24 protein-coding genes and 1 pseudogene are annotated in these 26,265 nt (G+C 58.3%); 15 read left to right on the top strand and 10 right to left on the bottom strand.

Annotation, left to right across the window (positions count from 1 at the left end; translation table 11 throughout):
* Window positions 1–41 precede the first annotated feature (41 nt).
* Together ACI2KA_RS24305 and ACI2KA_RS24300 are read left to right on the top strand one after the other, a co-directional pair.
* Complete coding sequence (locus ACI2KA_RS24305) at window positions 42–992, top strand: LysR family transcriptional regulator (protein WP_404505015.1); 951 nt, start codon at window positions 42–44, stop codon at window positions 990–992.
* A gap of 272 nt (window positions 993–1,264) precedes the next feature.
* On the top strand, window positions 1,265–2,182 hold the full coding sequence (locus tag ACI2KA_RS24300) for an MFS transporter (protein WP_404505013.1): 918 nt from the start codon (window positions 1,265–1,267) through the stop codon (window positions 2,180–2,182).
* A 137-nt stretch (window positions 2,183–2,319) separates the two neighbouring features.
* Here the strand turns inward: ACI2KA_RS24300 and ACI2KA_RS24295 are convergent, their stop codons facing one another.
* The 7 genes from ACI2KA_RS24295 to ACI2KA_RS24265 form a co-directional block, all read right to left on the bottom strand.
* Window positions 2,320–3,237 carry a nucleoside hydrolase gene (locus ACI2KA_RS24295; RefSeq protein WP_404505012.1) on the bottom strand — a complete coding sequence of 306 codons (918 nt, stop codon included), beginning with the start codon at window positions 3,235–3,237 and terminating at the stop codon, window positions 2,320–2,322.
* Between the two features lie 8 nt (window positions 3,238–3,245).
* On the bottom strand, window positions 3,246–4,304 hold the full coding sequence (locus ACI2KA_RS24290; RefSeq protein ID WP_404505011.1) for an ABC transporter ATP-binding protein: 1,059 nt from the start codon (window positions 4,302–4,304) through the stop codon (window positions 3,246–3,248).
* A 49-nt stretch (window positions 4,305–4,353) separates the two neighbouring features.
* The gene (locus tag ACI2KA_RS24285) at window positions 4,354–6,087 is read right to left on the bottom strand and encodes an ABC transporter permease subunit (RefSeq protein WP_404505010.1); all 1,734 of its coding nucleotides are present in this window, start codon (window positions 6,085–6,087) and stop codon (window positions 4,354–4,356) included.
* A 120-nt stretch (window positions 6,088–6,207) separates the two neighbouring features.
* Window positions 6,208–7,278 (bottom strand): ABC transporter substrate-binding protein, encoded by a 1,071-nt coding sequence (locus ACI2KA_RS24280; RefSeq protein ID WP_404505009.1) that lies wholly within the window; start codon window positions 7,276–7,278, stop codon window positions 6,208–6,210.
* Between the two features lie 63 nt (window positions 7,279–7,341).
* A complete protein-coding gene (gene argE, locus ACI2KA_RS24275; RefSeq protein WP_404505008.1) occupies window positions 7,342–8,547 on the bottom strand; it encodes an acetylornithine deacetylase in 1,206 nt (401 codons plus the stop codon).
* On the bottom strand, window positions 8,544–10,886 hold the full coding sequence (locus tag ACI2KA_RS24270; protein ID WP_404505007.1) for a glycoside hydrolase family 3 C-terminal domain-containing protein: 2,343 nt from the start codon (window positions 10,884–10,886) through the stop codon (window positions 8,544–8,546). Before ACI2KA_RS24270 ends, argE begins: the two co-directional genes overlap by 4 nt.
* A 121-nt stretch (window positions 10,887–11,007) precedes the next feature.
* The gene (locus tag ACI2KA_RS24265; RefSeq protein WP_404505006.1) at window positions 11,008–11,961 is read right to left on the bottom strand and encodes a LysR family transcriptional regulator; all 954 of its coding nucleotides are present in this window, start codon (window positions 11,959–11,961) and stop codon (window positions 11,008–11,010) included.
* A gap of 283 nt (window positions 11,962–12,244) precedes the next feature.
* Between ACI2KA_RS24265 and ACI2KA_RS24260 the strand changes: the two genes are divergently transcribed.
* The 3 genes from ACI2KA_RS24260 to ACI2KA_RS24250 all read left to right on the top strand — a co-directional run bounded on the left by ACI2KA_RS24260 (window position 12,245) and on the right by ACI2KA_RS24250 (window position 14,742).
* The gene (locus tag ACI2KA_RS24260; protein ID WP_404505005.1) at window positions 12,245–13,495 is read left to right on the top strand and encodes a flavin-containing monooxygenase; all 1,251 of its coding nucleotides are present in this window, start codon (window positions 12,245–12,247) and stop codon (window positions 13,493–13,495) included.
* A 54-nt stretch (window positions 13,496–13,549) separates the two neighbouring features.
* Window positions 13,550–13,963: a RidA family protein gene (locus ACI2KA_RS24255; protein ID WP_404505004.1), complete on the top strand. Its 414-nt coding sequence runs from the start codon at window positions 13,550–13,552 to the stop codon at window positions 13,961–13,963.
* Window positions 13,964–14,064: 101 nt separating this feature from the next.
* On the top strand, window positions 14,065–14,742 hold the full coding sequence (locus tag ACI2KA_RS24250; protein ID WP_404505003.1) for a DUF1028 domain-containing protein: 678 nt from the start codon (window positions 14,065–14,067) through the stop codon (window positions 14,740–14,742).
* Between the two features lie 128 nt (window positions 14,743–14,870).
* Here ACI2KA_RS24250 and ACI2KA_RS24245 read toward each other — a convergent pair whose 3' ends face one another.
* Entirely contained in the window at window positions 14,871–15,176 is a 306-nt protein-coding gene (locus tag ACI2KA_RS24245; protein WP_404505002.1) for a hypothetical protein, read from the bottom strand.
* 224 nt (window positions 15,177–15,400) lie between these two features.
* Between ACI2KA_RS24245 and ACI2KA_RS24240 the strand changes: the two genes are divergently transcribed.
* Both ACI2KA_RS24240 and ACI2KA_RS24235 read left to right on the top strand, forming a co-directional pair.
* Window positions 15,401–16,390: a phosphotransferase enzyme family protein gene (locus ACI2KA_RS24240; protein ID WP_404505001.1), complete on the top strand. Its 990-nt coding sequence runs from the start codon at window positions 15,401–15,403 to the stop codon at window positions 16,388–16,390.
* Window positions 16,391–16,400: 10 nt separating this feature from the next.
* Complete coding sequence (locus ACI2KA_RS24235) at window positions 16,401–17,729, top strand: aspartate aminotransferase family protein (protein WP_404505000.1); 1,329 nt, start codon at window positions 16,401–16,403, stop codon at window positions 17,727–17,729.
* A gap of 58 nt (window positions 17,730–17,787) precedes the next feature.
* On the opposite strand, the gene fabG is transcribed toward ACI2KA_RS24235, so the two are convergent.
* Window positions 17,788–18,561, bottom strand: coding sequence for a 3-oxoacyl-ACP reductase FabG (gene fabG / locus ACI2KA_RS24230; protein WP_404505031.1), 774 nt, complete (start codon window positions 18,559–18,561; stop codon window positions 17,788–17,790).
* A 305-nt stretch (window positions 18,562–18,866) separates the two neighbouring features.
* Between fabG and ACI2KA_RS24225 the strand changes: the two genes are divergently transcribed.
* The 8 genes from ACI2KA_RS24225 to ACI2KA_RS24190 are packed head-to-tail and all read left to right on the top strand — an operon-like array spanning window position 18,867 to window position 25,697.
* Entirely contained in the window at window positions 18,867–20,006 is a 1,140-nt protein-coding gene (locus ACI2KA_RS24225; protein ID WP_404505030.1) for a PotD/PotF family extracellular solute-binding protein, read from the top strand.
* A gap of 29 nt (window positions 20,007–20,035) precedes the next feature.
* Complete coding sequence (locus tag ACI2KA_RS24220) at window positions 20,036–21,166, top strand: ABC transporter ATP-binding protein (RefSeq protein WP_404504999.1); 1,131 nt, start codon at window positions 20,036–20,038, stop codon at window positions 21,164–21,166.
* Between the two features lies 1 nt (window position 21,167).
* On the top strand, window positions 21,168–22,064 hold the full coding sequence (locus ACI2KA_RS24215; RefSeq protein ID WP_404504998.1) for an ABC transporter permease: 897 nt from the start codon (window positions 21,168–21,170) through the stop codon (window positions 22,062–22,064).
* A gap of 3 nt (window positions 22,065–22,067) precedes the next feature.
* On the top strand, window positions 22,068–22,874 hold the full coding sequence (locus ACI2KA_RS24210) for an ABC transporter permease (RefSeq protein ID WP_404504997.1): 807 nt from the start codon (window positions 22,068–22,070) through the stop codon (window positions 22,872–22,874).
* Between the two features lie 10 nt (window positions 22,875–22,884).
* The gene (locus tag ACI2KA_RS24205) at window positions 22,885–23,586 is read left to right on the top strand and encodes a cysteine hydrolase family protein (RefSeq protein WP_404504996.1); all 702 of its coding nucleotides are present in this window, start codon (window positions 22,885–22,887) and stop codon (window positions 23,584–23,586) included.
* Window positions 23,583–23,774 (top strand): hypothetical protein, encoded by a 192-nt coding sequence (locus tag ACI2KA_RS24200; protein ID WP_404504995.1) that lies wholly within the window; start codon window positions 23,583–23,585, stop codon window positions 23,772–23,774. The genes ACI2KA_RS24205 and ACI2KA_RS24200 overlap by 4 nt, the downstream gene beginning before the upstream one ends.
* Before the next feature lie 6 nt (window positions 23,775–23,780).
* Window positions 23,781–24,542 (top strand): DeoR/GlpR family DNA-binding transcription regulator, encoded by a 762-nt coding sequence (locus ACI2KA_RS24195; protein ID WP_404504994.1) that lies wholly within the window; start codon window positions 23,781–23,783, stop codon window positions 24,540–24,542.
* A 27-nt stretch (window positions 24,543–24,569) separates the two neighbouring features.
* Window positions 24,570–25,697, top strand: coding sequence for a P1 family peptidase (locus ACI2KA_RS24190; RefSeq protein WP_404504993.1), 1,128 nt, complete (start codon window positions 24,570–24,572; stop codon window positions 25,695–25,697).
* A 178-nt stretch (window positions 25,698–25,875) separates the two neighbouring features.
* Here ACI2KA_RS24190 and ACI2KA_RS24185 read toward each other — a convergent pair.
* Window positions 25,876–26,169, bottom strand: a pseudogene (locus ACI2KA_RS24185) (integrase core domain-containing protein); the annotation flags it as partial.
* Between the last annotated feature and the right edge of the window lie 96 nt (window positions 26,170–26,265).

Genomic DNA, 26,265 nt, shown 5'->3' with positions numbered 1-26,265 from the left:
TTTGCTTCACCTGCACCAAATGACCATTTTCTGATGTATTGTTGAAATCGATTATTACTATATGCATTATTGTCTTTATGAATTTAGCATCCGTCGATCTCAACCTCCTGGTCGCCTTCGAAGCGCTGATGGAGGAGCGCAACGTCACCCGGGCCGGCCAACGGATCGGTCTGGCACAACCTTCAATGAGTAGCGCGCTGACCCGGCTACGCGGGCTCTTTGCCGATGAACTTTTCGTGCGCTCCGTATCCGGCATGCAGCCAACGGCGAAAGCATTATCGCTCGCGCAGCCGATCAGCGAAGCGCTGGGTCAAATCAGGGGTGTGTTCGATGCCGGTTCGGTCTTCGAGCCGGCGACGGCTCGTCGGCGTTTGACCGTTGCCGTAACCGACTATGGCGACCTTGTCGTCGTGCCGCCGCTGGTGGCGGCACTTCGGCGCGAGGCGCCAGGCATCGATCTGGTGGTCCGCCCGATTATCAATCTGGCCGAGAGCGTCGCGAGCCTTGAACGCGGTGATATCGATGCGCTGGTCGGCGGCCACCTCCCGGCTTCCGCGCGCGTCATACGGCACCCGCTGTTCGATGAGCACTTCGTCTGCATTCGCGACGCTCGTCGGGTCGATGCAGGCGCAATCATCACCACAGACGAGTTCACACGTCTACCACACGCGCTATTCTCGTCCACCGGCGGCGATGGAGTTCCAGGCACGATTGATGCGATGCTGACACGGCAAGGCCGCAAACGCCGCATAGCGGTCACGCTCCCTCACGTCGTCGCTGTGCCCTTCGCCGTTGCGGGCACCGACCTCGTCGCGACGATGGCCGGACGTATTGCCTATCGCTTCGCAGCGAGCGCGGGTGTGGCGATCGTTCCGCTTCCGTTCGAAGTGCCCGTTTTTGTCATCGAACTCGTCCATACGCGCCGAGCCATGGCCGACCCAGGCCTACGCTGGTTCATCGATATGGTCGCTCGGGTGGGCCGAACAATTTGACAATAGCGACTTGGCAAGCACCAGTTGCTCCAACGACTGCCGACCGTATCACGGCGGATAACGTACGGGGCACTATGTACCTGTTGAAGCGCTGACGACAGAACCTCATTGCAGTCCAAATGTCGCGCCCCTAGGAAAACAATTTCCCGAATGCGGTGGATCAGTTGGTTCCAGGCCTCCGGGCGCGCCAGTGTTTCGGCTTCGTCCCGTCTTCACATCCCGGTGGCGACGATGCGTGGCGTTCCACCCCTGGCGCGCACCGTGTCGCCGAAATGGTTGCCGCGACAGGCGCTGTCGGCCCCGGCTTCATTCAAGGTCTCTACTCACCAGAAAAGACAACTTCAATTATGGGACGGCTGGGCTCTATCGAATCGCCAGCACCCGCATTGGCCGCGATCGCCGGAGCCTATCTGCTGGAAATCGGGAGTTGGAAGCTCTTCCTTTTTCATATTGGCGCTGCCAGCAGCGCTGGTCGGCGCGACCATTCTTTCACAGCGAGCGTATTTTCCACGTTTGACGCACACCGCGCGAAATCAGAGCGGGCACCTTGCGATCCTGAAAATATCGAGTTTGTCAGCTATGCCTCAAGCCAGGCATTCTCGCTGGGTGCTCTGCTCGTTTTCGTCTTCGGTGCGCAAGCCGTATTGACCGCCCCTCTGGACAGGGAGATTAGCGACTTTGTGGTCCTGCAGATCTTCGGTATCGCAGCATTCATTCTCGCTGCAAATTCGTCTGCGTGGCTGGCGATGAAATTTGACACTTTGAGAACAATCCGCACCGGTACAACGATCGTGCCTGTCGCGTTTCTTGCAATTCTCGCCTACGCACTCGCGGAAGGAAATAGTTTTTCTATTCTCGTTCCAATGTGGGTTCTCGTGAATTTCGGGTTCGGCATCAGAGGCCCAATAGGATTTCATCGGGCAATAATTGCCGCCCGCGGAGACCCTTCGCGCGCCGCGGCAATCGTTGTCGCCGCAATTTTGGGCATCGCCACGTTTGGCACCATTGCTGTCGCACCCTTTATTCTGGTCGGCCTCTTGCCCTTGACGATAACAAGCTCAATCTTCTCAACCCTTGCGCTGGTCTCAATAACACCGCTTCGAATTACAGAGGAATACAAAGGAATGACTGTGATCCCTTCACATCGAGGGCTCTCAGCCATTTGCCGCAAAGTCTCTCACCGGGACTGAAATCCGCAAGGACTCGATCGCCAGTCTCGGCGGCTTGATGTCCCAAGACCCGTAGATGACTGCCGACCGGCCAATATCTTGTGAGCTTTGCCAGACCTGGGTCAGGCACGGTGCGCGTAGCTTCCAACGCTCTCCATCTAACCTTCTTGAACAGCATCTACGAATAGTTTTCTAAACTCTTCCGCATCAACACCAGTAACCAATGTGCAATTTGGTAGGCGGCCCGCAAGATGCCGCTCACTTACGGCGGCAATCACCTGGCCCGCAGCAGGCCCGCTATTGGTATAAATGGAGATGTGCGACTGCACGGTATCGAACATCTCCGGCTTCAGCAGCCAGGCGATCGCAGCTGGATCATGCAGGCACGGATCCTTGGAACCGTAATTGATCAGCAGATGTGCTGCTTCGTTGGCAACGGGCGTATCGATGGCCTTCACCTGCTCGATCATGTCGCCGGTAACGGTTGCCTGACGCGTGACATCCAGACCGAGCATGGTAATCGGGATCCCGCTGTCGAAGACGATCGCGGCCGCATGGGGATCGACCGTAAAATTGAACTCGGCCAGCGGCGTGGTGTTGCCGGGACAAAATGCGGCGCCACCCATGATGGTGATGGCGCTGACAAAATCGGGAAGTTCCGGGTCGAGAAGAAGCGCAAGCGCCAGATTGGTCAGCGGCCCGGTAGCACAGATGTGCAGCTTGCCCTCAGCCCTGGCGATCCGCGAGATCTCGTTGGCCGCATGGCCGGTAGCAACAGGTGTCACCGGCGCCGGCAGTGTGCTGCCGGCGAGCCCGTCGGAGCCGTGCATGATCGAGACACGACCACGCGATGCCATAATGGGGCGAGCCGCACCCGAATAAACCGGGATATCCTGCCGACCACAAAGCTCGAGAATACGCCGCGCGTTTGAGACAACAGGTTCAAGCCCGACATTGCCCGCGACGCACGTCACGGCAATCATGTCCAGTGCATCCGGCCGCCCGAGCGCCAGAAGCATGGCAAGTGCGTCATCTGCACCCGGATCGCAATCATAGAGGAAACGCAAAGCTGTCATGATGAGAATTAGTCCCTGTCAACGAGAAGCCGGGCGGATTGTGGGGGCCATCCGAAACGGACGGTCGAACCAACTGCGACGTCTCCGGCCTGAGCAGGGGCGCGAGCGATGATTTCCTGCCTTTCGGCATCGATAATGACGCGCAACTCCGACCCGCCATAAACAGTTTCGCGCACACGGCCTTCACAGAAGCCTTCACCAAGCGTAATCGCCTCTGGCCGGACTACCAAAGCAGCCTTTGTTCCATCCGCAGGCGCCTCGCCTGCAATTGGTAAAGTTCCGATCGCGGTTGCAAGGGCGCCTGCCTTCACCGTACCGCGAATGATCGACGAAACGCCGATAAAGTCTGCAACAAACAGGTTCTCAGGCTCATCATACATCTGCCGCGGCGTACCGAGCTGGGCGATCTTGCCGTTATTCATCAGGCAGATGCGATCGGAAAGCGCCAGAGCTTCCTGCTGGTCGTGAGTGACGAAAATGATTGTCGCGCCCGTTTCACGGTGAATACGCTTGATTTCGATCTGCATCACCTCGCGCAGTTTCGCATCAAGGGCGCCAAGCGGTTCATCCATCAGGATGATCGCGGGATCGTAGACGAGGCAGCGGGCAAGTGCGACACGTTGCTGCTGACCACCGGAAAGCTGCGAGGGGTAGCGATCGGCTGCGTGGGCAAGCCCCACGGTTTCCAGTGCCCTGCCAACCTTTGCATCGATTTCGGCCTTTGGAAGGCTTCGCATCTTCAGCGCAAAGCCAACATTTTCAGCAACCGACATATGCGGAAACAGGGCGTAGTTCTGGAAAACGACTCCAATGTCGCGTTTGTTGACCGGCGCATGGGTCTGATCCTTGCCATCAATGATGACGTTGCCGGAGGTCGGATCCTGCAGACCGCAGATGAGCTGCAGCAGCGTGGTTTTGCCGGATCCCGAAGGCCCCAGCAGTGTGAGGAGCTCACCCCTGCGCACCTCGAGATCGACGTGATCGAGTGCGATGGTCCGGCCGTAAAGTTTTGCAAGGCCCTGGACCTGAAGCTTGATTTCGGGGGTGTTGGCAGAAGCGGCTGACATGTCGAATGTTTTTCCTATGGTCGTGATGGGAGAGGCAGCGTCGCGCATGTCAGCGCGGCCTTGCCTTTTCGGCGATGACGAAAAATACGGTCACAACCGCCACGATGAAGACCGAGGCTGCTGCCAGGGTCGGGGAAATGCTGAGAATAATATCGTCCCACATCTGTTTGGGCAGCGTCTGCTTGACGCCCGCACCAACGAACAGGGCGATGGTGAGTTCCTCGAAGGAATGTAGAAGGCCGAAAAGGAAAGCCGCAACGGCACCACCTTTGACGATCGGAAGAAGCACCAGACGGATCTGTTGAAAACGGCTGGCTCCAAGCGTTGCTGCGGCCTGCAAAAGACGCCAGTCTACACTGCGGAAGGTCGTCAATAAGATGACGAACACCACCGGCATCGCCGAAAGCGTATGGCCAAGGATGATCCCCGTGTTTGTCGCAATAAGCCCGACCTTGGCCAGAACGTAAAACAGCGAAACGCCAATGACGATATTGGGAACGACCATCGGCAACATGAAGGACAGGAAAATCAGGCCGCCAGCCTTGCGCTGCGTGCGGGCAAGACCATAAGCCGCCATACCCGATATGATCGTTGCAAGAATACCGGTAACGATCGCAATAACCGCCGAGCGCGTTGTAGCACCCATCCACTGATCGGAGCCCATATAGGCCTGGAACCAACGAAGTGAGAAGCTTTTTGGCGGGAACTCCAGGAAAGTCGAACCGGAAAATGCCATCGGTGGGAATGCAAGCACGGGCACGATCATCACTGCAATGACCAGCCAGACAAATATCGTGTATGCGCCGCGACCAAGACGGGCAGGCAGAAGGCGTGCAACGAAATCGCTGACGCTAGCCCCGACCTCGATAATCGCACCGCCGATTGCACCGATCACGCCGCCACTTCTGGCAGCTGCACCGTTACCCGATACGGCAGACATCCCGAAAAAGCGATCATAAACGGCAATCGTGATGAGGGTAACCGCCAGAAGCAGGGCCGCCAGTGCGCCAGCGAGCCGCATGTTGAAAAGCTTCTGGACCTGCGTGATCATCATCTGGCCGATCACCGTTTCATTCGGTGAGCCGAGCAGAGCTGGCGTAATGAAGAAACCCAGACCCATAACGAAGATCAACAAGCCTGCAGCCGCAACACCCGGCATGGAGAGAGGCAGGAAAATGCGCCAGAACGACTGGCTACGGCTTGCGCCCATCGTCATCGCCGCCGGCACAAGCCGCCCGTCTATCGACAGCATCGTCGGCAACATGGTGAGAATGGCTATTGGCAACATCGCATGCGCCATGCCGAAAACAACAGCGCCACGACCGTAAAGCAGGTTGAGTTCGGTATCAAAACCCATGCCGGTCAACATCTGTGCGACGATACCCTTTCGGGCAAGCAACACGATCCAGGCGAAGTTCTTGAGAAGCGGGCTCACCCAGAAGGGCAAAAGAACGAGCCACATGGCCATGCGCCGCCGATATTCCGGCATGCCCGCAAGCCACACGGCAATCGGGTAGCCAACCAGAAGGCAGACGATGGTCACCTGCGCAGAAATCGCAAATGTGTTTGCTAGAACTTTTACGTAAACGCCCGCCGAAAACATCTGTTCGTAGACCGTCAGATCGAAGGCGCCTGTCTTCGGATTGACGAAAGATTGCCAGATGAGCGCGCCGGCAGGCAGGATCAGCAACAGCGCCATGTAAGCAAGCCCCGGCGTGGAAAGCCAGAGGCTGTCGAGCCTGAAGCGCTGCCGAGCAAATGTGTTGGCAGAAAGGTCAGCCATGGTGGTCCCGTTCGTTAAAATGGCCCGTTCCGTACATCACAGAACCGGGCCACTCACAGTCAGATTGGGATCTCGCCGAAAGGCGAAACCCGAGGCTCGGATGGTCTTGTCCGCGGAAAATTAACTCAGGATCCACTGCTCGAAGCGCTGGGTCAACTCGTCCTGGTTCTCTGCCCAATAAGCGGCGTTGAGAACTGTCAGCCCTTTGATGTTTTCCGGCGCTGTCGGCAGGAGCGCAGACTTTTCCGCACTCAGATGCTCGTAGGCCTTCATGTTGGTCGGGCCGCAGGCCAGAATGTCGGTGTAGGCGGCCTGTCGCTTGGCATCAAGGCACCACTCGATAAACTTGCGCGAAAGATCGGCCTTCTCGGTGTTGCCGGCAATCGTCCAGCCGTCGATGTTGAACAGGCCGCCGTTCCAGACGATACCCGCCGGGGCGCCTGCGTTGATCGCAGCCTGGGCGCGGGTCGACCAGGTGGACATGAGATCAAGCTCGCCATCCTTCAGAAGCTGGGTCGCGTGTGCCCCCGACGTCCACCAGATGTTGATGTGCGACTTGATCTTGTCGAGGCTCTTGAAAGCGCGGTCAACATCGAGCGGGTAAAGCTTGTCGAGCGGTACTCCGTCCGCAAGCAGCGCCATTTCAAGCGTCGTGACCGGGCTGCGCCACAGACCACGGCGACCCTGGAAGGCTTCTGTATTCCAGAAATCGGCCCAGCTGGTCGGAACGGTTTTCACCGTATCCTTGCGATAGCCCATGGCCAGTGCAAAAATGGCAACGCCAACGAAATCCGTCTCAAATGTGTGCGGCGTAAAATCGTCCTTGTTCGGCACCTCGATGTTGAGCGGCAGCATATAGCTGTCGCCGAGCTGGCGGATACGCAGCACGTGTTCCGGTGTCATCAGGGCAACATCGAACAGCTTCGTATCCGTATCGACTGCCATCTTGTACTGCGGGATAGGATCGGGCTCGTTGGTGTTGGTCTGGATGCTAACGCCGGTTTCCGCGGCAAAGGTATCATAGAACGCAACCTTGAAACCTTCATAGAAGGCACCGCCCATGTCGCGCACGACAAGTGTTTCGCCGGCAAACACACGGTTACCCTTGAGAAGGACTGGAGCGGCCAGCGCCATGGCTGCAAGCCCCGTTGTCGTTTTCATAAAGCCGCGGCGTGATACGTTATTGTTCATTTTGCCCTCTGAGTTTGTTTGACCTTCATCAACTACTTTTCCCGTCCGCATGGCTTCGGTAAATTACATTTTTCCGTGCATCTGCTTTGGGACATGCGAAGCAAGCGGGCGCCGACTTGTACAAAACCGAACAACGGCATCCGCCAGCACAGCGTCACAGATATCGAGTTGCGTCTGCTCGATGAATTCATCGGGCCGATGCCCCTGATCCATGCTGCCCGGCCCGCAGATCACGACGGGAACATCCAGTGCCTGCGCGAACAATCCAGCTTCGGTTCCGAAACTCACCCGGCAATCCCGGCTTCCTTTCGGCAGGCACGATGCGAAGGCCTGCACAACCGGATGATTTCCATCAATCGAGTGACCCGGATAGTTTCCGGTGATCTCGATATCGATTGCGGCTTCCCTGAAACGCTCCTTGTAGGGCGCAATCGCAGCGGCGGCGACTTTGCGTATCTGCTCGGCCAAAGCGAGAGGATCGTCCGCAGCCATCATCCTGCACTCCATCAGAAGCTCGGCATGATCCGGCACGAGATTGACCGCAGTGCCACCGGACAATTTCCCAACGTGAACCGTGGCGTATGGCACCGAATAACCCTGCTCACGCGGGCCGCGAGCCGCGATGTCGTCCTGCAATCGGCGCAGGCCAACGATGAAATCAGCTGCGATGTGTAATGCATTCAGTGCCAGCGGCGCCTCGGCCGAATGGCGGGGAACCCCGGCAGCCTTGACCTGGAAAGCCATCTTACCCTTGTGACCAAGGCCAAGCTGCATCGATGTCGGCTCCCCGACCACGATCAGATCGGGCAGGATATCCCGTGCAGCGATCTCCTCGAGCATCGGCCTTACGCCGACACAGCCAATCTCTTCGTCGTAGGAAATGGCCAGCCAAAGAGGGGCCGCAAGGCTCTTCACGCCAATCGTTTCCACCAGCGCCAGCGTCGACGCGACGAAGCCCTTCATGTCCGTTGTGCCGCGTCCGTAGAGCTTGCCGTCTTTTTGAGTGACGGCGAAGGGCGGAACGGTCCAGTCCTGCCCAATCACCGGAACCACGTCGACATGGCCGGATAACATCAGACCACCTGGCACATCCGGTCCTAGTCTGGCCAGAAGCGCTGCCTTCAACCCGGTGTCATCATAAAATCGCTCACACACAGCGCCGGCATTCGCCAGCGCTGTCTCAATCTCGTCGATCAGCGGAAGATTGCTGTCCGAGCTGACCGTCGGATGAGCGACCAGCCTTGCCAGCCAATCCAGCGTCGATGTCACAGTTTCGCCTCCGCAGCATCCATCGCCGCGTTGATTTCAGTGATCAGACCAGCAACCTCGGCCTCGGGAATGGAAAGACGAAGACGCCGTTCAAGCGACGTGAAAATACCAAAGAACGAGTTCGAGCAATGGTTGAGCATGCGCATTGCATCCTCCGCAGAGATATTGCAACGGCTCGTCAGATAGGCGCAGATATGCTCGCAGGCGATGGCGTTCGGAAGCACATAGGCAGGCTGGGTGTCGTAGGCAATCCGGCGGAACGGCAGAACCGAGGGCTTGATCGTCAGACCGACAGAAAGCTTCGGATCGCGCGAGGATGCGCCAACGATGATCCGCGCTTCAACTCCTTCAAGCACCCAGCGCCCGAGCGCCGGATCCCATACGGCCAGGTCCGAGCCCTTGATGTTGATTTCAACACGCTCGCTCGCGCCTGGCGCCAGCACCGGCTTGGCGAAGCCCTTGAGCTCCTGCGGCGAACGCTTCAATCGCTTTCCCGGAGCCTGCAGATAAAGCTGCGCGACTTCTCCACCGGCGCGGTCGCCGGTGTTGGTAACGGTGAAAGCAACGGTAATCTCGTCCTTGAGACCGATGCTGGAGGCGGAGACGGTCAGATCGGAATAGGCAAACGTCGTGTAGCTCAGGCCGTGACCGAACGGGAAAAGCGGCTCCACCTCACGCAGGTCGTAAGCACGATAACCGACATGAATGCCTTCACCATAAATATGACGACCGTTTTCACCTGGATAATGCAGGAAGCCTGGAACGTCCGCGAGACGCTTGGGAAAAGTAACCGACAGCTTGCCGGACGGGTTGACCTTGCCCGCCAGAATGTCTGCAACCGCACCACCCATCGCCTGGCCGGAATAGAAGGTGACGAGCACGGCATTCACCTGGTCGATCCACGGCATTTCAACCGCATCCGGGCATGCAATCACCACAGCCACGTTCTTTGAAACCGCGGCAAGAGCAGCAATCATTTCGTCCTGGCCTGGACCGAGAGCAAGTGTCGTTCTGTCTGAGCCTTCTCCGTCATAAGCTCCTTCCGTCGAGGTATAGACGAGAACCAGATCCGCCTTGCCTGCCATTGCGAGGGTATCAGCGTCAGCTTCCTCTCGGAATGTCAGCGTGTGCGATGCACCGAGGGCTTTCTGCAATTCGTCCAATGGCTGATCGACCATCGTCGGGATGGTGGTTGCACAACCGGAACCCTGGATGACAGGTGTCCCGGCATCGCGGCCAACAACGAGGATGGTTTTCATGTCGGGGTTGACCGGCAGCGCACCATTGTTGCGCACAAGCACCATCGAGGCGGCAGCCATTGCACGGGCTTCGGCATGATGCTCCTCTGCCGTATAGACGGGTACGGGAGCCTTTGCTCCTTCGTTGCAAAGCTCGATCAGCTTGAGCATGCGCCGGCAGGAAAGGTCGGCAACATCAGCCGAAACAGCACCGCTATCGAGTGCGGCGAGAAGGTCGGCCTTGCGGCGCGGGCTTTCCGGCATGTCGAGATCACCGCCAGCGACCAGCGATACTGCGCGATCTTTGATGCCATGCCAGTCGGAAACCACGACACCTTCAAAACCCCATTCCTTGCGAAGGACCTGATCGAGAAGCCAGGGATCCTGGGATGCCTGGACACCGTTCAGACGGTTATAGGAGGACATGATGGTCCAGGGCCTCGACTGCTTGATCGCGATCTCGAAACCCTTGAGATAGATTTCCCGAAGAGCCCGTTCCTCGACGATGCTGTCCATCGTTGTGCGTTCGACTTCGGAATTGTTACAGGCAAAGTGCTTGAGCGATGTGCCGACGCCTTGCGACTGGATTCCTTCGATGACGGCTGCCGAAAGCCTGCCTGTAACCAGCGGGTCTTCCGAATAATATTCATAGGATCGGCCAGCAAGGGGCGTGCGGCGCAAATTGATGCCAGGCCCAAGCAGCAAATGCACGCCCATTGCACGGCATTCCTTGCCGAGGAGCTCGCCCAACCGTTGCATGAGGCCTTCATCCCAGCTGTTGCCCATGGCAGAGCCGTTAGGAAAACAGGTTGCGGGCTTCATCTCGCCCCATGCAATGGCAACATCGCTGGCGCGCTGGTTCACAACCGAAAGAAAAGCATCGAGATCCATTCCGCCACGCTCGTCACTATCGATCTGCGGGATCGAGTAGCGTACGCCGTAGGTGCCATCCGTCATCACGATCGGCTTGATCCCGTAAGCTGGGACAGCCGCAGTCTTCCACATACCGAAACCGGAAAGGAGATCGACCTTTTCTTGATTGACCATCGCCTCGACGACCGATGTGATTGTCTGGTGTGCGGACTGGCTCTTGTCTAGCATGCTTGGCTCCGTAATGCGGCAATCACCGAACTGACAGTACGGCGTTTGGCGCGCACACTGTCAGCCAGCGACAAAAAAACAAAATAAGATATTCGGAACTGGTGCTTTGAAAAAAACGAGCCTAGCTCGGGTCCGTGCGACGGAGGTTGAGGATCGGCGCCTCCATACCCGGCACATAATTGTCGGAAATCAGATTGCGGCAATGGTCCTCAAAGGTACGGACAAGGCGGGTAGATACCTGCTGGCCTATGCGGATCAGACCGATGCGCATGGGTTTGTGTTCCCCCGACAGACGAAGTCCGACAAGTCCTTTTCCATCCAGCGCAGCTTTGTTTTTCGGACGGACATTGGCAAGGGTGTAGCCATAACGATTGCCAACCATCGTGCGGATGACTTCCTGATGCTGAATCTGCGCGACGATGTTGGGCGTGGCACCGGCAGCGGCAAACAAACCCAGGAAATAGTCACGCGAAAGCGGCAGATCGAGCAGGATGAATTCGTGTTCCTCAAGCTCGGAAAGCGAAATTGCCGAGCGCTGTGCCAGTGGGTCTGTTTCCGCGACCTGCACGTAAGGGGGCAATTCCGCAAGCGGTGTAAACTCGAAACCTTCCGGAACGAGAAGATCATAAGAGAGCGCGATATCGAGTTCGGCACGCTCAAGCCGCGTCAGCAAGGTCCGGTGATCTGCAACCGTCGGCCTGACAGTGACGCTTGGATAGGCGGTCTTGAAGCTCTGGCTCACCTCCGGCAGCAACATCGGCGCGAAGGTCAGGAGGCATCCAAGCGACAATGTCCCGCGGATCTGTTCGGTCGCCTCGGATGCAGCGGTATAGAGGTTCTGAACCTGTTCGATCACGGCTTTTGCCTGCAGCAAAAGCTTTTGCCCGGCCGGTGTCAACGACAAGCCCTGGGCATGACGGCGCAGGAAAAGCTGGGTGTTAAGCTCGATTTCCAACTGGGAGATAGCTGTCGAAATGGACGGCTGCGACACGTGGATACGGTCCGACGCCAGAGTTATCGAACCGGCCTCGGCCGTTGCAATGAAGTATTCGAGCTGACGCAAGGTGAAACGCATTTGAGGCCCTGATGCCAAGTGGCGCGCTGAGAGCGCGACCATATGCCCGCTTCCAGACGGCGGGCTATCGAGGTGAATTTATTATGTCCCGTTTGCCGAAATGTAAATGTTCCGCCGGCCCTGCCACCGTTCATCACATGAACGGCGGGGCAAGACGCTGCTTTCGCCAATCCTAACCAGTGCTGCAGCAAATCATAATTTTCCGAATGCAAACCGTTCGCTAGAGCGGAACGATAGCTGACGCTGATCGGCGGGTTGCGGCGAAACAGAAAAGGGCGAATGCATGTCAGTCGAGAAGATCCATACGGTGGTTGTCGGAGCCGGCCAGGCCGGCGTGGCCATGAGCGAACATCTAAGCCGCAACGGTGTCGACTATCTCGTACTGGAACGCGGTCGCATCGCCGAACGCTGGCGCTCGATGCGCTGGGATTCACTGGTCGCCAACGGCCCCGCTTGGCATGACCGTTTTCCCGGCATGGATTTCCCGGGTCACCCGGACGCATTTGTCCCCAAGGACGGTGTGGCAGACTATTTCGAAGCCTATGCCGGTATGCTCAACGCACCGATCCGGTGCGGCGTTGACGTGACCAAGGTGGAGCGTCTGGAAGACCGTCCAGGCTTCCGGGTCGAGACCTCTGATGGCGCGATCGAAGCCCTTAACGTCGTCGCCGCCACCGGGCCGTTTCAAAAACCCTCCATTCCCCCGATCGTCCCCGACGATATCGGCGTGACACAGATGCATTCGAGTGACTATCGCAATCCGGCCCAACTCGCCGAAGGCGCGGTTCTGGTCGTCGGCGCGGGATCATCGGGCGTCCAGATCGCCGAGGAACTGATGCTCGCAGGACGCAGGGTTTATCTTTCAGTCGGCCCGCATGACCGCCCTCCCCGCGCCTATCGCGGCCGCGACTTCGTCTGGTGGCTTGGCGTCCTCGGGAAATGGGACGCACAGGCTCAAGCCCCGGGCTCGGAGCACGTGACCATCGCCGTCAGCGGTGCTCGCGGTGGAAACACTATTGATTTCCGGAGGCTGGCCGCACAGGGCATGGTGCTTGCCGGCATGACGGGAGCCTATCGCGACGGATCGCTGTCATTTGCAGACGATCTCGGTCGCAATCTTGATCGCGGCGACCAGAACTATCTGTCGCTGCTCGATGAGGCGGATGCCTTTGTTACCCGCAACGGCCTTGACCTGCCCCAGGAACCCGACGCACGTATCCTTGGACCGCAGGTCGACTGTGTGGCAAACCCGCTCCGCGAGCTTAATCTGCGCGCAGCAAACGTGACGACGATAATCTGGGCAACGGGATTCACATCGGACTACAGCTGGCTTCGGGTTAATGCGTTCGATGACGTTGGCCGCCCGAAACACCAGCGCGGCGTCAGCGCCGAAAAAGGCATCTATTTCCTCGGCCTTCCCTGGCTGTCCGGTCGCGGCTCCAGCTTCATCTGGGGGGTGTGGCACGATGCCAAGCATGTGGCCGACCACATCGCCATTCAGGACAACTACCTGGCGTACACGCCGCAGGATTGAAGCCTGCGGCGGCAGACAGCAATCCATCGCATAATCAATCCCATGGAGACGAGAATGGCACATATGCGCATTCGCAAGTTCAACACCAGAGAAACCTATCCGGAGCAGAACCTAGACAACGATCTCTGCCAGGCCGTCGTCGCCCGTGGCACGACGATTTTCCTGCGTGGCCAGTGCCCGCAGGATCTCGACACCGCCAAGAATATCGACAGCCATGATCCGGTCGAGCAGACGCACAAGGTGATGCAGAACATTCGCCAGCTCGTTCAGGAAAGCGGCGGCCAGATGGAGCATGTCACCAAACTTGTCGTCTATCTGACCGATGTCCGCCATCGAGAGGCGGTCTACCGGACCATGGGCGAATACATCAAGGGCGTTCACCCGGTCTGCACCGGTCTTGTTGTCGTGGCGCTTGCACGCCCGGAATGGCTTGTCGAGATCGACGCCACGGCAGTCATCCCCGACTGATATCAGACAGGCATTAGAGGATGCCGGCCAGCATCATCGACTGGCCGGTCGCCGTTTCGGCCGACAAGAGTGCGGCCGGTTGTTCCAGGATGGAGTTCATCATGACTTTCTCTATCGTTGCCCGCTGCGAAAAGACGGGTCAGTTCGGGGTCGCAATCTCCTCGTCGTCCCCTGCGGTTGCGGCCCGATGCGCCTGGGCTGAGGCCGGCGTCGGAGCAGTGGCAACACAGAACGTGACCAACCCTGCCCTTGGACCGCGAATGCTTGCTGCGCTGAAAGATGGCGCAAGTGCTGAGGATGCGGTTGTAACGGCGCGGAAGAGTGATGGATTTCCCGGCTATCGCCAGTTGCTGGCGGTGGATGCGTCGGGAACCACAGCCATTCATTCTGGCGAGAATGCGCTGGGGATATGGACTTCTGCAACCGGCAACCAGTGTGTTGCGGCGGGAAATCTGCTGGCAAATGACGGCGTGCCGAAGGCAATGGTCGAAACCTTCGAGACAACGTCAGGCACCTTGGGAGACCGGCTGGTCGCAGCGCTCACAGCAGCTGTTGATGCAGGTGGCGAAGCCGGTCCTGTCCATTCAGCCGGCATACTCATCGTTGACAGACAGTCTTGGCCGTACGCCGAATTGCGGATCGACTGGCTGGACGAAGGCTGCCCAATCGCAGCGGTGGCCCGGGCATGGAATGTCTACCAGTCGCAGGCGCAGGACTATGTGACGCGTGCTCTGGATCCACTGGCAGCCCCCTCTTACGGAGTTCCGGGTGATGAGTAGCGACTGGTCATTGCCTGGAACGGATACGAACAGCCGTTCACCTGGATAATGACTTTGGTGGAATTCATTGGACTGGCAGCAACTCTTTCAGCCATGAAAGCGAGTGCCGGGTGCGCCGAGGCTCTGCCTTACGCGTAAGTGCACCGTTCTCCGCGAACTGCTGAAGATCGCGTGTCGCTGTAGCGCGGGATAGGTCTGCGATCGAGTTGTATTTTTCGGCGCTTAGCTCCCGCTTCGAAGCCTGCCATTTCTTCCTTGAAGATGCGCGCGATGACCTTTTCCTGAAGCTCGTTCAGCTGGCCTCGAAAACGATTATAGAACTTTGCTTTCTGAATGAAGAAATCTATGCGCTTGAGCGTCGCTTGTTGAGCATCCAGGATAGTTTCTGAAAAGGAAATGATCCCGTCAGTGATATCAGGCGTACGCTTCTTCATTCCGCCCGCCACAACGCTGCGCACCCGCATCCGGCGTTCGCAGAACAGAAAGTCGAGGCGTCATCACGGCGTGCGATCAGTCCCCAAACCAGTGGCCCATGCCATACAATGTCGCGCCCAGTGATAGCGCCTGTGAACAGAATTGGCTCGCGCACATTTAATGTTGCATTTCCAACATTAATATTGTTGTATTTGCCATATATAATTCCAGGGTGGCGCGATAAATGTTGTATGATACAGATTTTCTTTCGAGGCTGGCAAACGGACTGAAAGACCTTTCTTCGGTGTGGGGCCTTTCCCCGGAGGCAGAGCTGACGCTCCTGACGATCTCCGAGAATGCGACCTTTCGTATCATCGACGAAAACAGCGGCCGCGATCTGATCGTGCGTGTGCATCGGCCCGAATACCATTCTGAAGCAGAGATTCTTTCCGAGCTCGCCTGGATCGATGCGCTGCGGCAGGATGGGGCGGTTGTCACACCGCGGCCGATCTCAGCGAACGACGGCAGCCTTTTACAGGTCTTCTCCGACGGCGAAACCATGCGCTACGCCGTCGCCTTCGAGCATATGGCAGGCAAGGAGCCAGATGCTGAATCCGACCTCGTCCACTGGTACAGGACGCTTGGGGAAATCAACGCGAGACTGCATGCCCACAGCCGCAGGTGGACGCGTCCGGAGAATTTCGTTCGAAAGACATGGAACTTCAACCGCATCCTTGGGAATGGCGCCTATTGGGGCGACTGGCGCGACGCCCTTGGGCTGACAGCCGATGGAAAGTCGATTTTAGAAAGAACGCACGCGCTGCTCGAAGCACAGACCTCCGCCTACGGCTATGGCGAGGACCGCTTCGGCCTTGTTCATTGCGACATGCGTGCCGCCAACCTTCTGGTGGATGGTGACAGACTAGGAGTGATCGATTTCGACGATTGCGGACTGTCCTGGTACGCCTACGATTTTGCCGCCGCGATCAGCTTCATGGAACATGAGCCCTGCATCCCCGATCTAAAGGCCGCCTGGCTTGAAGGTTATCGCCTCGTCACTCCTCTTGATGCGCAACACGAGGCTGCGCTGCCGATGTTCATCATGCTTCGCCGCATGCAACTCACGGCATGGGTCGCTTCCCACGCCGAAACGCCGACGGCCCAATCCATGGGCACGAGCTATACCGATGGCACCGTGGCGCTCGCAGAGCGCTATCTGGCAGAGCACCGTTGAGGAGAGCCCCATGAGCGTCGCCACCAAGGAAATTCTAGATCTCAACCGTTTTGATGCAAGCGCCACCGAGGCCCTGCCGACCGAACTCGCGCAGCGCGTCGCCAAACGCCAGGCAACGTTTGGAGCCTCATCGGTGCTCTTTTACGAGCAGCCAATCGAAATGGTACGCGCCCAAGGCGCCTATCTGTATGACGCCGAGGGGCGAAAATATCTCGACGTCTACAACAACGTCCCATCGGTCGGCCACTGCCATCCACGCGTGGTCGAGGCCGTCGCGCGACAGGTTGGTGAACTCAACATCCACACGCGCTATTTAAATCGCGTGGTCGAGTCATACAGTGAAGCGCTGCTGTCCAAATTCCCGGCATCGCTCAGCAATGTCGTTTTGACCTGCACCGGCAGCGAGAGCAATGACCTCGCCATGCGCATAGCCAGGATTGGGACTGGCGCCGAGGGTTTCGTCGTCACCGAGGCAGCCTATCACGGCAACACGGCGCTGGTGACCGAAATTTCCCCCTCGTCGCTGCGCAAGCGCAAGCCCGCACCCTTTGTGGCGATCGTTCCGGCGCCCGCTGCCCGTGACGGCATGAGCGTTGCCGCAAGCTTTGCCGCATCGGTGAAACAGGCGATCGACGAGCTCGAGTCCCGCGGCATCCAATGTGCAGGCTTGATCGTCGACACGATCTTTTCCAGCGACGGCATCTATGCCGATCCCGCTGGCTTCCTGAAAGCAGCGGCTGACGTGATGCACCGCGCCGGCGGCCTCTTGATCGCCGATGAGGTCCAGCCGGGCTTCGGCCGGACGGGAGGAGGCCTCTGGGGCTTCGAGCGCCATGGTGTAACGCCCGATATCGTCACGATGGGCAAGCCGATGGGCAACGGCTTCCCGATGGGCGGCGTAGTGACCCGACCCGACCTGCTTCAGCGGTTCTGCGAGGAAACCGGTTATTTTAATACGTTCGGCGGCAATCCTGTTGCCGCGTCCGCCGGCCATGCCGTGCTGCGAGTGATCGAAGACGAAGGCCTGATCGAACGCTCGGCCTCTGTCGGCGGTTATTTCAAGCAATCGCTCCAGGCTTTGCAAATTCGACATTCGGTAATCGGCGATGTGCGGGGGGCCGGTCTCTTTATCGGCCTCGATTTCGTCAACCCCGCCACGGGGGAGCCGGACACGGCGATTACAACGACCATGATCAATAAATTAAAGCAAAACGGTATTCTGATCGGGGCAGCAGGCAAGTTTGGCGCAACGCTGAAGATCCGCCCGCCACTTTGTTTTTCGAATGAGGATGCCGACCTCTTTTCCGATACGTTGGACAGTATCCTAAAAGCGCGTTGAGCCTCCTGAGCACCTTGCGGGCAAGCCGGGCGACGATGTCGTCCGGCTTGTTCCCGTTTTAGCCCATCGCTTCCAGCGCACCGAGGGATTCAGGCAGAGTTTGACCGCCATCGACAACGATCGTCTGACCAGTGATGTACGCCGCCTCTTCTGATGCGAAAAACAGCGCGGCGTTCGCTATGTCCGCCGGAGTGCCAAGACGGCGCAATGGCACCGAAGCCTCCATTGCGGAAATATAGTCTGGACCGTTGTCCTCAAGTCCCTCGGTCATGATATTACCCGGCATGACGGCATTGACCGTGATGTTCTTCGGCGCCAGTTCGATCGCAGCCGTGCGCATGAAGCCGAGCTGGCCGGCCTTGCTTGCCCCATAATGCGACCAGCCGGGGTATCCAGTAATCGGGCCGGTAATCGATGAGGTGATGATGATACGGCCTGAACCGGCCTTCGTCATTGCTGGCAAAACGGCGGAAACACTGAGAAAGGTGCTTTTGAGATTGGTCGAAATCACCTGATCGAAGTCGCTCACCGTCATTTCGCCCAGCTTTGCCGCCGGAAAGATGCCGGCATTTGCGCACAGCGCGTCCACGCCGCCATAGCGGGTTACGGCCGCATCCACCATCGCTTTGCAGCCCTCCTCCGTACTGACATCCGCGGCAAATCCCGAGCCATTGGCTCCGATTTCAGACGCCACCCTGTCGGCATCGACCTGGCTGCGCGAGACAACGAGGACGTTCAGGCCGGCCTCCCCAAAACGCAATGCGATGCCCTTGCCAATCCCCCGGCTTGCGCCGGTAACGATGACGGTTTTTCCTTGCAGTGACTTCAACATGTTCCACTCACTCTTTTGTTGTAATTTCCACAAATTCACTTATCGCGGCTGCATCAATATGAGGCGTCAGATCAAAACATCGGCACGCAGTCGGCGTCGTCTGCACAAAACAAATGCATAGTATTATTAGATTGTTAGCAGTCCGGCTCCGCAGAAATTGCGCTGGTCTCCGGATGCTACGGCTCTAATCACGCTTCGCACCATGAAGCAGAAAATAGATGTTGTAAATCACACATTTTTACGACAAAGTTCCAACATAAGTGATCCACGCGCCGCTCAAGCGGCCGAGAAAAAAGGGGAAAACTGTGATGAAAATCTCCAGACGCAACATGATGCAGATGATGGGTGCGGCCGCTTTTTCCGGCCCGCTGGCAAGCGCCACCCGTGCCTTCGCGGCTCGCGAGAAAGAGCTCAATATCCTGTGCTGGGAAGGCTACAATTCCGCCCAGGTCCTGGATCCGTTCCGATCCAGCCACTCTGCCACGGTCAAGGCAGAAAGCCTGACCAACGACCCGACCATGATCAACCGCCTTCGCGCGGGCGAGACCAAAATCTGGGACCTCATTAACGTCAACAATCCCTGGGCGCGCAAGGTCATGGGACCGGCCGGCCTCATCAAGCCGCTGCCGCGCGCCGAATTCGAACCCTATTTCGATACCATGCTCCCCAATTTCAAGGCACCTTATCGCTGGGCGATGAGCGACGATGGCAACGACCTGCTCGGCATGGCGCAGCGCTTCGGACCCTACAGCTTTGTTGTCAACACCGACAAAGTCAGCAAAGCCACGGCGGAAGAACAGGGCTGGGACCTGTTCAACGACGCTTCACTCGCTGGCAAGTACGGCATACAGGAATCCGATGACTGGAACGTCTTCAACATCTTCCTCATTGCCGGCATAGACCCGTTCAAGGAGCACACGGAGGAGGAGTTCAAGGCCTTCGCCGAAACCGCAGAAAAAGTTTTCAAAGGCGCCAAGATGGTCGGGGACATGGCGTCGCTCAACCAGGCTCTCGTCTCGGGTGAGATCGACCTTTACATGACCGGCGGCACCTATTCGGTCTCTCCGGCGCGCGCCGACGGCTATACGAACTTGCGCGCGATCACACCACTCAGGGGTCCGATGGACGGCAAGGGCGGTATTTCCTGGATTGAGATCACTTCGACGGTCAATAATCCCGAGGTTTCGCCGCTTGCCCTGGAATTTCTAAAATACGTCCAGGATCCGAAAGTCGCCCACACTGTCGCCTTTGCCGAGGGCACATTCAACCCGGTAAGCCAGATGGGCAATCCGAAGTGCTTCGAGCTTTTCACCAAGGAAGAGATGGAAGCCATCCAATGGGACAGTCTTGAGGAGGATATGGCGCGCTCTGCGCAATACGACATCGTGCCTGACTACGACAAGGCACTGGAACTGATGACCGCCGCCAAGCGCGCTCGCGGTTGAGCCAAGCCTGTCCCGACGGAGCAAAGAATATGAGCCTTGCGATGATCTCGCCTGCCCTACCCGACGCCTCATCCAACATGGAAGTCCCAATCCATCCTGCGTCGAAACTGGTGCTGCAACTGGTCGACGTTCGAAAGATTTTCGGCGAATTCGCCGCGGTTGACGGCATCAGCGTCGATATAAAGGAGGGCGAATTCGTCACCATTGTCGGACCCTCCGGGTCCGGCAAGACTACACTTCTGCGCATGCTTGCGGGTATGGAATCTCCGTCGGAAGGTTACATCACGCTGCGCGGCGAGGTGATCAACAACGTGCCGGCCGACAAGCGTCCGACATGTCTCGTCTTCCAGTCGCTTGCACTTTTCCCGCACAAGACCGTCGGCGAGAACATCGAGTTCCCGTTGAAAGTCCGCAAAATGCCGGCCGCCGAACGCAAAACCCGCGCTCTCGAACTCATGCGTATGGTCCGCCTGCCCGAGGGCTACTATTCCAAGAACGTGATGCGCTGCTCGGGCGGCGAAAAACAGCGCGTGGCGCTCGCCCGCGCCTTTGCCTATGATCCCGACGTTCTGTTTTTCGACGAACCGCTGTCGGCGCTCGACTACAAACTGAAGAAAGTTCTGGAGAAGGAGCTGAAGGACCTGCACCGCGAAAGCGGGAAGACTTTTGTTTACATCACCCATTCGCTTGAAGAGGCGATGGTCATGTCTGATCGCGTCGGGGTGATGAGTCGTGGCCGCCTGGTTCAGATTGGCACACCGGAGGAAATCTACACCAAGCCAGCAACGCGTTTCGTCGCGGAGTTTTTCGGCGAGGTCAACAGTTTCGAAGTCAGGCGCGGCGGTCAGGACGCCTGGACGCTTTCCGACGGCAGGCCGATCACCGTTGACCCGGTTGCAGCATCCATTGGCGAGACGGCAACTGTGATCGTCCGGCCCGAAACCATGCGCTTCGTCAGCGGCTCGTCGAGCGCCGACAATCTGATCTCCGGCACGATCTACAACGAGTACTCTCTCGGCTCGCGCATGCAGTATCAGATTCATTCCGGAAACCGAATCTACTTGGTCGAGGCCGCACGCGCCGCCGCGACCGGTATCACTTCAGGCGACGCCGTCACCATCGGCTGGGATGCCCACGACGCGATCGTGGTCGGAGATTGATATGGTAACCATCACCCACGCTGAAACGGCCCGTGAACAAAGTTATCCGCCTTCTCTTTCCGCCGGCTTGCGCGCGGCCGCGCCTGTCTCGATTCTTCTGCTGCTTGGCTTTCTGGCGCCTCTCCTGACGGTGGCCGCCTATGCGTTCGCCACACCGAAGAGCTTCGACGTCTTCCGATCCTTCACCGGCGCAAACTTCGCTGTGATCTTTGATACCTCCAACACCGTTTGGATGTCCTTTGCGTGGTCGATCGCCTACGCCTTTGCCACAGTCGTGTTGTTGGCGGTGATTGCCTATCCGATAGCTTATGGTCTCAATCGCATGTTCGGCAAATGGTCTGGCCTGGTCGGCGTGCTCTTCGTCTTTCCACTGTTCGTCTCGGAAAACGTCCGCCTCTACGGTTGGGTACTGTTTTTTATCAAGAACGGGGTGCTCGACGGCGGCCTGAAGTGGCTCGGTTTCTCAGGCGGGCCTGAGGTGCTCTATACGCCCGGTGCCATCCTCTTCGGCATGACCTATGTCTATCTGCCTTTCATGTTGTTCCCGATGTCGCTTGGCATCGCCATGATCCCCAGGGACCTTGTCGATGCGGCCCGCGACCTCGGGGCTAATCGGCTGACGATCTGGCGAGAGATCGAGCTGCCGCTCGCCATGCCCGGTATCCTGATCGGCATGTTGCTCACCTTCGTGCTCGGCGCAGGCGCGATCGCCGAATCCAAGATCCTTGGCGGCCAGTCGGTCATTACCATCGCGCAGGATATCGAGGTTGCTTTCACTTATGCGCAGAACTGGCCCCTTGGCTCGGCGCTCGCCCTCCTACTCGTCGCTATCGTCAGCGGGCTCGCCCTCTACGTCCTGTCCAGGCTCGATCTCGACCGTATTCTCGGAAAGAAGTGAGACATGGAAACCCGCTCGCAAATCCGCGCCCGCGCGTTCGTCAAGGGCTGGACATCCTTCGTCGTCCTTGCAGTATATCTTCCGATCCTCTGCGGGGCGTTGGCCGGCCTGTCCAAGGGTCGCTATTTCAGCTTCCCAATTCACGTCTTTTCAACCGAATGGTGGGGTAAAACCCTTACCTCGCTTGAAATCCAGGCTCTCGTGCAGAACTCCCTTCTGATCGCTTTCATTGTCACGCTTGTCTCCGTGATATTCGCTTTCTTCGGCGCGCTCGCCTTTGCCCGCTACGACTGGAAGGGGCGCAAGCTTTTCCAAAAGGCGATCCTTCTGCCAGTCTTCTTTCCGCAGCCGGTGCTGGGGCTTGCACTCCTCCTGTGGTTCAACGCGCTCGGCATCAACCCGAGCTGGCAGACGGCCGTCATTGCTCATCTCGTCTGGATCGTTCCGGTGGTGACGCTCGTCATTGCCATTCAGGTCTACTCCTTCGATCCAACTCTGGAGGAAGCTGCGCGTGACCTTGGAGCGAGCCGCTGGTTCATTCTGCGCGAGGTAACCCTGCCGATCCTGTGGCCGGGCATCTGGTCCGGCGCGCTTTTCGCGTTCCTGCTCTCCTGGGGCAATTTCCCGTTGTCACTTTATACGGCGGGCGTCGACTCAACGATCCCGAAATGGCTCTATTCGAAAATGGTCGCCGGGTATTCGCCAATGGTGCCGGCGCTCGGCACGATGAGCACGGTATCGGCTGCCGCATTGTTACTGGCCGGCGGGCTTGCCATTTTTATGCTTCGCCGCCGTCAGGCGGATACATGAGGACGCCTCGATGAACTGGAAAACCGACCGCCGTTCCTTCTATTATCAGGGCGCGCCGGAACCCGATGACCCGATACTCGAAACGGGCAAGGTGGCGCTTCTCGTCATCGACATGCAGAACACCTATCTCGATCGCCCCGCTCCCGACGCCCTCTCGGGTGACGATCTTGTTCGTTATGACGCTTGGACGCCGTTTCACGAGCGCATGCACGACGTCGTCATCCCCAATACCCAGCGTCTCATGGAACGGTTTCGCGCGCTCGGCCTCGACGTGTTTTTCGCGCGAATTGCTTGTCTGCGCACCGATGGCCGGGATCGTTCACTCAGCCAGAAGAAACCGGGGTGGAATAACCTTTTGCTGCCGAAGGATGAGCAAGCCTCGCAGATCCTGTCGCAAATCGCTCCGCAAGACGGCGAGATCGTTATCACCAAGACCACCGACAGCGCGCTCACGGGCACGAATCTCAGGCTTGTTCTGACGAATATGGGCATCACCCACGTTGTTTGCTCCGGCATTTTTACAGACCAGTGTGTATCCTCCACCGTGCGCAGCCTCGCTGACGAAAGCTTCGACGTCATCGTCGTCGCTGACGCCTGCGCGGCAGGCTCGATGGAGCTTCATGCAAGCGAACTAGAGCGGCTGCATATGATCTACGCCAACGTGATGACCACGGAAGAGTTGATCGGCTATCTGCCGCTGGCAAAAGCATGAAACAGTCGGGGACGAAAATCGCCCCAGGCTTGCTCGCCCAGAACGTTCCTGACACAATTTGGTCGATGAAAGCACTCGAAGCCCTTTATGCCGACAAGAACCCCTCTGTCCGTTTTGCAGCTGAACACGGCGCACTGAGCTTGTCCCCCACGCGGCCGAGTTTTGCGCTGGAAAGCCATTGGGAGTGAGGAGCGATGAAAAAACCAAAGAGCGTGCGCCAGGCGCGCATCCTGACTGAACTCAACCAATCGCCGAGCCTGCGCGTTGCCGAACTTGCCCGGCGGCTCGACGTCTCGACAGAGACGATCCGGCGCGATCTGGACGAGATGACCGAACAGGGTCTGCTCAACCGCACTTACGGTGGCGCTGTACGTTCGCTTTCCACCGAGCCTTCGGTCACCGAGCGCCATGCACTTTTTGTCGGCGAGCGGGAAAGGATCGCGAGGGCAGCCGTACAAATACTTAAAGGCGCTCAGGTACTGATGATTGGCTCCGGCTCGACGACAGTGCACACCGCGCGGCGTATCGCGATCGAGATGAAGAGCATCACTGTGCTCACACATTCCTTCGGTGTGGCAACAGTGCTCGCCATCAACCCGACAATCAAGGTGGTCATGCTTCCTGGCGACTACCACGCCACCGAGGGCGCGACCGTTGGCGCGCATGCGGTGTCATTCCTCAATTCCTTCTACGCCGATTTCGCCATTCTAGGCGCAAGCGGTCTGGGTCCCGACGGCCCATCGGACGCCCTGCTCGAATGTGGCGCGGTCTATAGCACGATGGTTTCCCGCGCAGCGCGAACCGTCGTGGTCGCCGATCATTCCAAGCACGACCGGCTCTTCCCGGCGCGCTATGCCCCTTGGCGGGAGATCGCCCACGTCGTCACCGACAAGGCGCCGGGCGAGGACCTGACGGAAAGCCTGGACAGCAACGATGTGAAGCTGACGATTTGTTGAACGGTGCCTGAAAAAACGGAGGGACCAATGATCAGCGAGACGGTATCACCAGGCCAGAAACGCGCGCGTGACTTCGGCATTGCCTTCGACGGCAGGCCCGGGCCGCTCAACGCCATCACCGACATCGCGGGTATTCATGTCGGCTTTTCGACGATCCGGGAAGACGTCCCCCGCCCCGGCCGCAAGTTGCCGGTGCGGACCGGAGTGACGGCGATACTGCCGCACGCCACGGCAGGCGAACCGATACCGGTGTTCGCTGGCATTCATCGTTTCAATGGCAACGGTGAGATGACAGGATCTCACTGGATCGAGGACGGAGGCTACTTTGTCGGACCCGTCCTGATTACCAACACGCACAGCGTCGGCATTGCCCATCAAAGCGCCGTGCGCTGGATGATTGACCGATTTGCAGCGACCTATGAGGGAGACGACCACTTGTGGATCATGCCCGTGGTGGCGGAAACCTACGACGGCATGCTCAACGACATCAACGGCCAGCATGTAACGGCCGAGCACGTCCTGGAGGCGCTGAACGTCGCTAAAAGCGGTCCGCTCCGTGAGGGGAACGTCGGTGGCGGCACGGGCATGATTGCCTACGGTTTCAAGGGCGGCACGGGTACCGCCTCGCGGCTAATAACCCTTGATGACAAGGAATTCACCGTCGCGGCCCTGGTGCAGGCCAATCACGGTCAGCGCGACTGGCTGACAATCGGCGGCTTGCCCGTTGGCAAACTGCTGCAACAAAATGACCCGGGGCTGTCCGAGCGCGGCTCGATCATCGTCGTCATTGCCACAGATCTGCCACTCGCGCCGCACCAGTTGCGGAAGCTGGCGCGGCGCGGCGCAATAGGCATCGGTCGCAATGGCACGGTCGGCGGCAATAGTTCCGGCGACATTTTTCTCGCCTTTTCGACGGCTAATCCGCACCCGATGCGCCACAAAGCTGGATCGCTATTGAGCATCGACATGGTCAATGACGATGTGCTTGATCCGGTTTATCAGGCCGTGGTGCAAAGCGTGGAAGAGGCGGTGGTCAATGCGATGATCGCCGCGGAAACAACAGGCGGCACGCCCCATGACCGTCATCGCATCGAGGCAATCGACGGCGACGAAGTCGCCAGGCTTCTAGGCTCAGCTCCTATCGATTTGGATTGAGACGTTTTTCACCAACCGCGCGAGTTCCGCCGGCATCTCATTCGATCTTAACTTTAGCGGACAGAAAGCCGCAATTTGTCAGGGCTGCGGCTCTCGAAAGGATTCAAACCGCCGTTCCTCAATCGTTTCTGACCTGATCCCCAAGTTTGGAGCGCCGGGAATTGGAGTTTTCCGGCTGTTACCACGATGACGGGCTGGTTGCGCCACCGGGATTATGCATGGCAATCGGGACCTTATACCCGATTGCCGAATGAGGTCGATCCTCATTGTAGTATCGACGCCAAGTCTCCAACTTTTCGCGCGAATCCGCAAGGGTCAGGAACCAATGCGCGTTCAGGCACTCGGCCCGAAGCTTGCTGTTGAAGGCCTCGATGAAGCCGTTATCGGTCGGTTTTCCGGGCCGAGAGAAGTCCAGAGTGACGTTGTTGGCGTAGGCCCAAAGGTCGAGGTCGCGAGAGATGAACTCGCTGCCATAACACCTTCGGAACTTTGCGCTGAATGAGGCTTTGATCACCTGCGTAGCCCCAATCAGGCGAAGCAGGTGGTCATAGCCGGGCATCAGGTCTCA

Origin of the sequence: Agrobacterium sp. NPDC089420 (assembly GCF_044900305.1) — a bacterium.
Taxonomy (GTDB): domain Bacteria; phylum Pseudomonadota; class Alphaproteobacteria; order Rhizobiales; family Rhizobiaceae; genus Agrobacterium.
Note: the sequence above shows the minus strand (reverse complement) of the source record. Positions and strands in the feature narration are given on the sequence as shown.